Source organism: Actinoplanes subglobosus (assembly GCF_042650585.1).
In the GTDB taxonomy this organism is placed as follows: domain Bacteria; phylum Actinomycetota; class Actinomycetes; order Mycobacteriales; family Micromonosporaceae; genus Actinoplanes; species Actinoplanes subglobosus.
The window spans coordinates 69,626-79,278 of record NZ_JBHSBL010000045.1 but is presented as its reverse complement, the minus strand read 5'-3'; the positions used below and the strand labels follow the sequence as shown (position 1 = coordinate 79,278).

9 protein-coding genes and 2 tRNA genes are annotated in these 9,653 nt (G+C 67.3%); 2 read left to right on the top strand and 9 right to left on the bottom strand.

Annotation, left to right across the window (positions count from 1 at the left end; all coding sequences use genetic code 11):
* Positions 1–509: 509 nt before the first annotated feature.
* On the top strand, positions 510–725 hold the full coding sequence (locus ACFO0C_RS48745) for a hypothetical protein (protein ID WP_378073790.1): 216 nt from the start codon (positions 510–512) through the stop codon (positions 723–725).
* A 40-nt stretch (positions 726–765) separates the two neighbouring features.
* Here ACFO0C_RS48745 and ACFO0C_RS48740 read toward each other — a convergent pair whose 3' ends face one another.
* The 6 genes from ACFO0C_RS48740 to ACFO0C_RS48715 form a co-directional block, all read right to left on the bottom strand.
* The gene (locus tag ACFO0C_RS48740) at positions 766–1,560 is read right to left on the bottom strand and encodes a carbon-nitrogen hydrolase family protein (RefSeq protein WP_378073788.1); all 795 of its coding nucleotides are present in this window, start codon (positions 1,558–1,560) and stop codon (positions 766–768) included.
* 193 nt (positions 1,561–1,753) lie between these two features.
* Positions 1,754–3,046: an ATP-dependent Clp protease ATP-binding subunit ClpX gene (clpX, locus tag ACFO0C_RS48735; RefSeq protein ID WP_093620425.1), complete on the bottom strand. Its 1,293-nt coding sequence runs from the start codon at positions 3,044–3,046 to the stop codon at positions 1,754–1,756.
* Positions 3,047–3,262: 216 nt separating this feature from the next.
* Entirely contained in the window at positions 3,263–3,919 is a 657-nt protein-coding gene (locus ACFO0C_RS48730) for an ATP-dependent Clp protease proteolytic subunit (RefSeq protein ID WP_093620424.1), read from the bottom strand.
* Positions 3,920–3,930: 11 nt separating this feature from the next.
* Positions 3,931–4,569 (bottom strand): ClpP family protease, encoded by a 639-nt coding sequence (locus ACFO0C_RS48725; protein ID WP_093620423.1) that lies wholly within the window; start codon positions 4,567–4,569, stop codon positions 3,931–3,933.
* Between the two features lie 206 nt (positions 4,570–4,775).
* A complete protein-coding gene (gene tig / locus ACFO0C_RS48720) occupies positions 4,776–6,119 on the bottom strand; it encodes a trigger factor (RefSeq protein ID WP_378073786.1) in 1,344 nt (447 codons plus the stop codon).
* A gap of 36 nt (positions 6,120–6,155) precedes the next feature.
* Positions 6,156–6,229: transfer RNA gene (locus tag ACFO0C_RS48715), tRNA-Pro, on the bottom strand.
* 131 nt (positions 6,230–6,360) lie between these two features.
* Here ACFO0C_RS48715 and ACFO0C_RS48710 point away from each other — a divergent pair.
* Positions 6,361–6,431, top strand: a tRNA-Gly gene (locus tag ACFO0C_RS48710).
* An 81-nt stretch (positions 6,432–6,512) separates the two neighbouring features.
* On the opposite strand, the gene ACFO0C_RS48705 is transcribed toward ACFO0C_RS48710, so the two are convergent.
* The 3 genes from ACFO0C_RS48705 to ACFO0C_RS48695 are packed head-to-tail and all read right to left on the bottom strand — an operon-like array spanning position 6,513 to position 9,653.
* Positions 6,513–7,748 carry a tyrosine-type recombinase/integrase gene (locus tag ACFO0C_RS48705; protein WP_378073784.1) on the bottom strand — a complete coding sequence of 412 codons (1,236 nt, stop codon included), beginning with the start codon at positions 7,746–7,748 and terminating at the stop codon, positions 6,513–6,515.
* Positions 7,748–7,966 carry a helix-turn-helix domain-containing protein gene (locus ACFO0C_RS48700; protein ID WP_378073783.1) on the bottom strand — a complete coding sequence of 73 codons (219 nt, stop codon included), beginning with the start codon at positions 7,964–7,966 and terminating at the stop codon, positions 7,748–7,750. The genes ACFO0C_RS48705 and ACFO0C_RS48700 overlap by 1 nt, the downstream gene beginning before the upstream one ends.
* Positions 7,967–7,988: 22 nt before the next feature.
* Entirely contained in the window at positions 7,989–9,653 is a 1,665-nt protein-coding gene (locus ACFO0C_RS48695; protein WP_378073782.1) for a replication initiator, read from the bottom strand.

Sequence of the window (9,653 nt, the reverse complement as noted above, 5' to 3'; positions counted from 1 at the left end):
TAATTGGCACTGGCTTATCAAGCACCCTGTTGAGTTCTCAAAGAACAACCGCACATCAAGATCCGAGCCCTATTCAGGCTCGCCCCTGAGGCAACCGCTCCATAATACTTGGTCGTTTTCGCCGCACAGATTTGACCTCTGCTGGCAACGCCCAAGTGGTTCCCCGCGATGCGGGAAGTGGCCTTAGCAGAACCGGCCTACGACCACTTTCGTGATCTCGCCGCCCGGCTCCCTGCTGGCTTAGCCACTCTACCCGGTCGGCTTCGCAACCGCAAATCCAAATTCTTGGATCTTTTGTCGCTCCACCCGGTGTCGAGATCGAGCATAACTCGCTCTCGACGACCCCCGTGGCACCTTCTGGAATGTCACTTTCGTGGCGCTCCGTACCGGTTTCCCGTTGGCAGAGAGAAAGTTACGCGACCCATGCCGCTGACCGCAAATCGACGTCCATGCCCGCCGCGGGCGCTGAGACCACACACGATGGAGGCAACCCATGACAGAGTGGTGGCATGGCCACTCCCCCGGCGCTGGCGACCGACGCGGTCCTGGGCTTGCTCGTCCCGCTCTGGCAGTGGGCGATCGGGCTACTTGTGCTGGTCACGGTCGTGGTGTCGGCGCGGAAGCTGTTGATGCGCGGCCCCACCCGGATGGGCGGGGCGCTCCTTCTCGTCGGCGGCGCGGTGCTCGTCCTGACAGCGATCAGCTACATCGTCGAGAGTTTGTGACGCCGGATACACCTTGGATCTTGGGCTCCGTCATCCGGTTCTAGAGCCGACGGTTGGCGAGGCTCGGCACCTCGGTACGGATCGTCTCGAGCCGGTCCAGGTCCAGGTCAGCGAAGGTGACGCCGACCGAGTCGACGGCCTGGGCGATGACTGTGCCCCACGGGTCGACGATCATGCTGCGACCGAAACAGGTCCGGCCCGGCTCGTGATCACCGACCTGCCCCGCCGCGAGCACGTAACACTGGTTCTCGATCGCGCGGGCACGCAGCAACACCTCCCAGTGGTCACGGCCCGTGTGCAGCATGAACGCGGCCGGCACCACGAGAATCCGGGCGCCGGCGATCGCCAGCTCGCGGTACAGCTCGGGGAACCGCAGGTCGTAGCAGATACTCAGCCCGGTGGGCACGCCACCGACCTCGGCGACGACCGTGACGTCGCCGGGCGCCACGGTGCGCGACTCCTGATAGGAGACCCGGCCCGCGATCTCCACGTCGTACAGATGGATCTTGCGGTAGATCGCCGCTCTCTCGCCGTCGGGAGCGAAGACCAGCGAGGTGTTGTAGGTCCGGTCGGCGTCCGGCCCGGTCTCGTGGAACGAGCCGGCATGCACCCAGAGCCCGAGCTCACGGGCCGCGGCCGCGAAGAACCCGGCGAACTCGCCGTCGACCGGCTCCGGTTTCGGGGCGTCGGCCGAGCGGCCGAGAAAATCGACATACTCCGGGAGGACCGCGAACTCCGCGCCGCCCGCGGCGGCACGTTCGAGCAGCTCACGAGCCACGGTCAGATTGTGGGCACGGTCTTCCCGTGAGTTCAGCTGGCAGACGGCGACGCGCATGGATCGAGCGTACGGCCACACGCCCCGATCCGTGCCGGTCCAAGACTCCGTGACCGGCCCCCGGTGCTGTCACGGCCCCGACGGTCGGGTGCCAGTCGGCCTTCCACCCACGCCTGTTCGCCTCACGTCCGCCGGAAACAGCACTGCCGCCGCCCAGTGAGGGCAGCGGCAGCATGACGAAGCAGGAAGCCGGTCAGGCGGATTTCTCCTCGCGCTCCGGACGACGGCGGCGGCCCACGAACTCGCGCGGGACGATCGTCGGGATCACGTTTTCCACGACGACCTCGCGGGTGATCACGACTCGGGCGGCGTCAGGGTTGCTCGGCACCTCGAACATCACGTTCTGCAGCACCTCCTCCATGATCGCCCGAAGGCCACGGGCACCGGTGCCCCGCAACATCGCCTGGTCGGCGATGGCCTCCAGTGCGCCCTCGTCGAACTCCAGCTCCACGCCGTCGAGCTCGAAGAGACGCTGATACTGCTTCACGTAGGCGTTGCGCGGCTCGGTGAGGATCTTGATGAGCGCGTCACGGTCGAGGTTACGGACCGTCGTGATCACCGGGAGCCGGCCGATGAACTCGGGGATCAGACCGAATTTGAGCATGTCCTCCGGCATGACCTTGCCGAAGATGTCGTCGGTGTTCCGCTCGGAGATCGATCGGAGCCGGGCGCCGAAGCCCACGCCGCTCTGTCCGACCCGCTGCTCGATGATCCGGTCCAGGCCCGCGAAGGCGCCGCCCACGATGAACAGCACGTTCGTCGTGTCGATCTGGATGAACTCCTGGTGCGGGTGCTTGCGTCCGCCCTGGGGCGGGACGTTCGCGACCGTACCCTCAAGGATCTTGAGAAGGGCCTGCTGGACGCCCTCGCCGGAGACATCGCGGGTGATCGACGGGTTTTCGCTCTTGCGGGCGATCTTGTCGACCTCGTCGATGTAGATGATGCCCTGCTCAGCGCGCTTGACGTCGTAGTCGGCGGCCTGGATCAGCTTGAGCAGGATGTTCTCGACATCCTCGCCGACGTATCCGGCCTCGGTGAGCGCAGTGGCATCCGCGATGGCGAACGGCACGTTCAGCATGCGGGCCAGCGTCTGAGCCAGGTGCGTCTTACCGCAGCCGGTCGGGCCGATCAGCATGATGTTGGACTTGGCCACCTCGACGTCGGAGCCCCCGCCGGGAGCGCCGTTCGACTCGGCCTGGATCCGCTTGTAGTGGTTGTAGACCGCGACGGAGAGTGCTCTCTTCGCCTGCTCCTGGCCAACGACGTAGTTGTCCAGGAACTGGCAGATCTCCATCGGCTTGGGAAGCTCTTCCCACTTCACCTCGCCGGTCTCGGCCAGCTCCTCTTCGATGATCTCGTTGCAGAGGTCGATGCACTCGTCGCAGATGTAGACCCCGGGGCCCGCGATGAGCTTCTTGACCTGCTTCTGCGACTTCCCACAGAAGGAGCACTTCAGTAGGTCGCCACCGTCGCCGATCCGTGCCACCTACGTTCTCCCTGCGTTCATTGGCCGGCCGTCGACCGGACCTTGTACGAGGACTGATTGCCTCGTTGCCATCTATCGTCCGCCGACCCGCCTACCTGAGGCTGCCGACTCGACGTTACCCGCAAAGGGGCTGTTCTCCGACCCCCCAAAACGGGCGTGTCAGGGGTCGGCCAGTCTAGCGCTTGCCGGCCGGCCCCTGACATCGCGTGCTCCGCGTCAGACGCCGGCGGTCTGGAGGCTCTTCTTGCGGGTCGCCAGAACGACGTCGACCAGCCCGTACTCCTTGGCCTCGTCCGCCGTCATGATCTTGTCGCGGTCGATGTCCTTGCGGACCTGCTCCACCGGCTTCGAGGAGTGGTGCGAAATCAGCTCCTCCAGCTGGGTCCGCATCCGCATGATCTCGCGCGCCTGGATCTCGATGTCCGACCCCTGGCCGTAACCACCCTCGGTGGCCGGCTGGTGGATGATGATCCGCGAGTGCGGAAGCGCCATCCGCTTGCCCGGGGTGCCACCGGCGAGCAGCACCGCGGCCGCGCTGGCCGCCTGACCGAGGCAGACCGTGCTGATGTCGGGCCGCACATACTGCATGGTGTCGTAGATCGCGGTCATCGCGGTGAACGAGCCACCGGGCGAGTTGATGTACATCAGGATGTCACGGTCCGGGTCGGTGCTCTCCAGCGTCAGCAGCTGGGCCATCACGTCGTTGGCCGACGCGTCGTCCACCTGGACGCCGAGGAAGATGATCCGGTCCTCGAACATCTTGTTGTAGGGGTTGGACTCCTTGATGCCCCACGAGGTGCGCTCGGAGAACGAGGGCAGCACGTAGCGGTTGTGCACCGGAGCGAACCCGGGAGGCATGGAAAGGTCGGTCATGGTTCAGCTCCTCAGTTCAGCGTTCCGGCACCGTCCGGGACCTGCGTGGCCCCGGTGATCACCTTGTCGATGAAGCCATAGTCCTTGGCCTCCTCGGCCGTGAACCAGCGGTCCCGGTCGAAGTCGGCCGCGATCTGCTCCTGAGTCTGACCCGTGTGAAACGCGATCCGCTCCTGGAACATCCGCTTGGTGTAGAGCATCTGCTCCGCCTGGATGGCGATGTCAGCGGCGGTGCCACCCATGCCACCGGACGGCTGGTGCATCATGATGCGGGCGTGCGGCAGGGCGAAACGCTTTCCCGGGGTCCCGGCGCAGAGCAGGAACTGCCCCATCGAGGCGGCCATGCCCATCGCGACCGTCTGCACGTCGTTGTCGATGAACTGCATCGTGTCGTAGATGGCCATACCCGAGTAGACAGAGCCACCCGGCGAGTTGATCCAGAGGTGGATGTCGGCCTCCGGGTCCTCGGCGGAGAGCAGCAGCAGCTGCGCGCAGATCCGGTTGGCGCTCGCGTCGGTCACCTCGCTGCCGAGGAAGATGATCCGCTCGCGCAGCAGGCGGTTGAAGACCGAGTCGTCGAGGTTGCCACTCAGGGTGTCACCGCCGCCGCGCCGCGACACGGGCCCGGTGGGGATGTGGAGATCGGTCATGGCAGCCCTTCACAGCTTGCTGTGTCGGCCGAAGATCCGGCCGGCAGGTTGTCCGTCGTACGACCAACCTAACTGGTCGGATGCGCATCAGCTTCCCGCTCGGGCAGGTGTTCGCTGACAGCGCATCGGGTGGCCGTACCCCCGGAAAAGACACCGGCCACCGCGCACCGTGAGCGGTGCGCGGTGGCCGGGTGAAGCGAATCAGATCAGTGGTTGTGACCCGCGTGGTCGTCACCGTCGCGAAGGTCCTCCAGCGAGAGCGTGTTGCCCTCGGAGTCCTTCATCGTGACCTGCTCCATGACCGACGCGAGCGCCTTGCCCCGGCGGACGTCGCCGAAGACGGCGGCCGCGGCGCCCGAACGCACCAGCTGGTCGTAGTACTGCTGGGGCTGCATCTGGGCGCGCTGCGCCCGGTGCACGATCTCGTGGCCGAACTCGTCGTCGGTGACCTGAACGTCCTCGGCGTCGGCGATCGTGTCGAGCAGCAGCTGGATCCGGACGCCCTCCTGAGCGGCCTCGGTCAGCTCCTGGTCGATCTGCTCCTCGGTCTTCTCCTCGGAGGCGAGGTAGTCGGCCAGGGTCGCGCCGATCCGCTCGAGCTGGTCGGTCATGGCCTGCTTGCGGCCCTCGACCTCGTCCTTGACGACACCCTCCGGAGCGGGGATCTGCGCCGCCTCGACGAGCTGCTTGAGCGCCTCGTCACGGGCCGCGTAGATCTGCTCGACCTTCTTCACCTTGGTGATCCGGGTCTGCAGGTCCTCGCGGAGCTCGGCGAGAGTGTCGAACTCGCTCGCCAGCTGGGCGAAGTCGTCGTCGATCTCGGGGAGCTGCTTGTCCTTGACGCTCTTCACGACGACCTTGACCTCGGCGTCGCGGCCGGCGAAGTCGCCACCGACGAGCTGCGTGGTGAAGGTGGCCTCCTCGTCGGCGGACAGGCCGACGAGCACCTCGTCGAGGCCCGGGAGCAGCTGCTTGCTGCCGACCTCGTGGGAGATGTTGGTGGCCGAGCCGCCCGGAACGTCCTCACCGTCGACGGTGGCGTTCAGGTCGAGCTGAACGTAGTCACCCTCCGCAGCGGCACGCTCGACGGTCTTCAGGGTCGCGAAGCGCTCACGCAGGCCGTTGATCTGCTCGTCGATCTCGCTGTCGCCGATCTCGACGGCCGGAACCTCGACGGTGATCGCGGCCAGGTCCGGAACGACGATCTCCGGGCGGACGTCGACCTCGGCCGTGAACTTCAGCGGCGCGTTGTCGGCGAACTCGGTGATCTCGACCTCGGGACGCCCCAGGGTCTTGACGTCGTGCTCCTGGACCGCGGCGAGGATCTGCTGCGGGATCGCCTCCTGAACGGCCTCGTTCAGCACGGCGCCACGGCCGACACGCTGGTCGATCACCGCCGCCGGAACCTTGCCCTTGCGGAAGCCCGGCACCTGGACCTGCGCGCCGATCTCCCGGTACGCCTTCTGCAGGCTCGGCTTGAGCTCCTCGAACGGCACCTCGATGGCGAGCTTCACCCGAGTCGGGCTCAGAGTCTCGACGGTGCTCTTCACAGGCGTACTCCTTGTTGCTGCGGATGTTGGTATCAGTCGGGGTGGCGGGATTTGAACCCACGGCCCCTCGCTCCCAAAGCGAGTGCGCTACCAAGCTGCGCCACACCCCGTGGCGTCGGCCAGTGTATGCGGTCGGCTCGCCCGCGTGTGCGCTGGAGTCACCTGCTGGGGAATCCGGTTCGCGCGGACGGGAGATGATTCAGTAAGCTGTGCACGAGCCCCACGGTTTACCGGGGGTCTCGCGGGCGTAGCTCAATGGTAGAGCCTCAGTCTTCCAAACTGATTACGCGAGTTCGATTCTCGTCGCCCGCTCTGACATGAAGGCCCAGGTCAGCGGTGGTTTCGCTGGTCTGGGCCTTCGTCATTCACCCGCCCGGATGATCTTGTCCACCACTAGATATCGGCGGGCCGGTCCCGGCGATGCTTGCCCGCCTTGCCGTCGCCGGTCCCGTCGTCTGTCGGCTTGCTGCGCTTCGCCAGCCTGTCGCCCGCGGCCTTCGCCGGCTTCCCGTTCTCCGCGATCTTCGTGATCCGCTTGTCCATAATCTCGGCGATCTCGCGGTCTGGCTCGCTCGTCGCGTGCCGATAGATCAACGCGGCCCGCATGCTGGCGTGGCCCATCCGGTGCATCAGCTCGCGCGTGCTGGCGCCGCTGGCCGCCGCGATGTTGTTGCCGGTGTGCCGGAGGTCATGGAAGTGGAATCCCGCTGGCATCCCCGCGTCCGCCAGCGACTTGGCCCACTTCACCGCCCGTCGGAAGTTCCCCGTCCGCAGCGGCATGTCCTTGTCTCCAGTGAAGATCAACGCTTCCGGGTGTGCGCCGGTGAACTTCCCCAAGTGGCTGATCAGAGCCTTGCGGGCAACTGCCGGAAGAGCGACGACCCGGATTCCTGCCGCTGACTTCGGCGGACCGAACTCCAGACCTGACTTCAAAGCCGCCAATTTCCTGGGTACGCGTACGGTCCCGGCCGCCAAGTCGACGTCGCACCGCCGCAGCGCGGCCAACTCGCCCCACCGGAGACCGGAGAACGCAGCGACCGTGATCAACGCCACGTATCGCGGCGGCATTTGCTCGGCGAGCGCGAGGACCTGGGCGACGGTGGCGACCGGGCGCTCCGGGGTGTGGTACCGGTCGTAGCCGGGGATGCGGCACGGGTTCTGCTTCAAGATCTCGTCTTCACGGACCGCGGTGTTGAGGATCGCCCGGAGCAGCGAGTAGGACTTCACGGCCTGCGACTCGGTGGTGCCACTTGCCAGCAGCTTGCCTCGCCACGAGCGGATCGTCTGCGGCTTGATGGCGCCGAGCGAGAGGTGGCCGAGGATCGGCTCGATGTGCAGGCGGAACAGGTCCTCGTAGTTCTCGCGGGTGCGCGGCTGCAGCTTGCGGTGGGCGATCCACTCTTTGCCGTACCCGGAGAGGTGCACCTCGCCGGCTTCCGGTGCCTGCCACTCGCCGCGGATGATCTCCGACTCGATCAGGGTCAGCCACTGGGCCGCCAGCTTCTCCGTCTCGAAGGTGTGGTCAGCGTTGCGGGTGATCCCGTCCGGGCCGAGGTAGCGCGCCTGGTAGCGGCCCGAGGGCAGCTTGCGAATGTTGCCGAAACGGCGGTGGCGCTTCTGGTTGGCCATCAGTGGGCCCCCCGTACGTAAGCGCGGATCGCGGCCCGGTCGGTCGGGGCGACGCGGTGCGAATCGATGTAGTGGACGATCGCGGCCGGGTCGAAGCGGACCAGGCGGCCGACCTTGACGAACTCGATGCGGCGCTCGGAGACGAGACGGCGCACGAATCTCGGTGTGGCACGAAGGCGAGCGGCGACCTCATCGGCGGTCAACAGCTCGTCATCCATTCGGGTCCTCCTCATGTCGGGATCAGGCGGCTTGCTGGGTTGGGACAGTTGCCGAAAGAGATCTGACCTGGGCTCGCCAGCGGATTCGCTCCGAGACGGCCCGCAAAATCCGGTGTTCCAGGGGTAGGACGTCCGGGTCCTCGGGGCGAGCCAGCTCGAAGCGGTACCGGTCCTTCTCGTCCGGGGTCGCCTCCTGCTCGGCGTCGCCGCCCAGGGCCGCGCGGATCCACGCCCGGTTGTCGGCGCGGTGGTCGGCCAGGGTCTTGCCCGACCACTGCCGAGAGACCAGGACGCGGCGGCCGGTGAAGCCGAGGGTTGCCCGCTGGTGGACCTTGCCGGTGCAGCGGCCGGGGACCAGGCCCGCCTTGACTCGGTCCGGCTGGACGCCGTAGAGCAGCCAGTTCGCGCACGTGGGCGAGCAGGGCAGGACGGACAGCTCGGCGTGCAGGCGATCGGCGTGCGCCTTCTGGGTGGCCGAGTTCGCCGGCGCGTGCTCGGTCAGGTCCTTGGTGACGTACTTCGTGACGTAGCGGATCGAGCGCTCGGCGTCCTTCGAGCCCTGGGCGATGCCACGGGCGTCGACACGACCAAGCCTTGCGACGTACGCGGGGCGCGCGTCCGGGTCCTCCAAGGCGTCCAGCGCTTCGCCCCACGTCGGCAGGGTCTCGCCGGTCGCCGGGTCGACGTAGCCGCCCAGGTCGGCACTCCAGATCGGCGGCCGGTCAACGGTGTAGACGAACTCGTCGAACGGGGGCCACCACACCTGGTGGTACGTCGCGGCGGCCACCTGGTTGACCAGGCGTCGGGGCAGGGTGCCCCGCACGGCGAAGTGCGCGTGCGGGGCAAGGCGGCGCTGGAGCTCAATGGCGCCGGCGTACTGGACGTTCCAGCCCGCGGCCCGGCGCAGGTTCTGCCACCAGCGGTCGAGCACCCGAGCGAAGTGGATCGCGTCGAGCGCGGCCCGTCGGTAGTCGTAGGCGGTGGGGTCCACAGGCGTGCCGAGCTTCGGGTCGTGCGGGTGGTGGCGCTCGCCGCAGGCGCACGGGATCACGTAGGCGCCGCGCCGCATGTGGGAGTGGACCTGTCCGTGCGAGTCGAGGGTCAGCGTGACCAGCATCGACGGGCGGTAGGTCTGGCCCGCCTTGCCTTGGAAGGCGCGGCCGACCGTGCGTGGGTCGACGGGCAAGCGAGGCAGGTCCGGTGAGTCGTGCCGGCGCTTGGTCGAGCGGGCGCGGCGGGGACGGTCATCGCGCTCCTTCGGAGTCAGGTGGCCACGTAGGTCCGTCTCGGCCAGGACCTCATCGACCTCAGCGATGCGGGCGTCCAGTTCGGCCAGTTGCTCGACACGCTCGTCCGGAGTCATCGGCTGGTAGTGCACCGCGGCCCGGTCGAACTCCAGGTGAGCGCGGGTCTTCACCAGGTCGAGGGCGTCCTCTCCGGGGCGGTCGGGGCGGATTGCCGGCTCGTCTTCCAGGTGCCAGCCCTCGCGGATCTGCTGGATGCGGAGACGGCGGTTGCGTTCGGCGCAGGGCTTGCACTTGGCGGCCAGCCGGGCGCCGCACGGAATCTCGACGACCTCGGTCAGGCCGGTCACGGTGTCGGTGCGGCGGAGCGGGAGCGGGCGGACGCAGACGCCGTTCCGCTCGGCGAGCAGGGTCAGGGCCTCACGAGCGAGAGGTTGGCGCAT

Excerpts from the sequence above, each read along its gene's own strand:
- ACFO0C_RS48745 (WP_378073790.1), top strand. The coding sequence starts at position 510 with ATGGCCACTCCCCCGGCGCTGGCGACCGACGCGGTCCTGGGCTTGCTC.
- ACFO0C_RS48740 (WP_378073788.1), bottom strand. The coding sequence starts at position 1,560 with ATGCGCGTCGCCGTCTGCCAGCTGAACTCACGGGAAGACCGTGCCCAC.
- ACFO0C_RS48730 (WP_093620424.1), bottom strand. The coding sequence starts at position 3,919 with ATGACCGACCTTTCCATGCCTCCCGGGTTCGCTCCGGTGCACAACCGC.
- ACFO0C_RS48725 (WP_093620423.1), bottom strand. The coding sequence starts at position 4,569 with ATGACCGATCTCCACATCCCCACCGGGCCCGTGTCGCGGCGCGGCGGC.
- ACFO0C_RS48705 (WP_378073784.1), bottom strand. The coding sequence starts at position 7,748 with ATGGCCAACCAGAAGCGCCACCGCCGTTTCGGCAACATTCGCAAGCTG.
- ACFO0C_RS48700 (WP_378073783.1), bottom strand. The coding sequence starts at position 7,966 with ATGGATGACGAGCTGTTGACCGCCGATGAGGTCGCCGCTCGCCTTCGT.
- ACFO0C_RS48695 (WP_378073782.1), bottom strand. The coding sequence starts at position 9,653 with ATGCGCCAACCTCTCGCTCGTGAGGCCCTGACCCTGCTCGCCGAGCGG.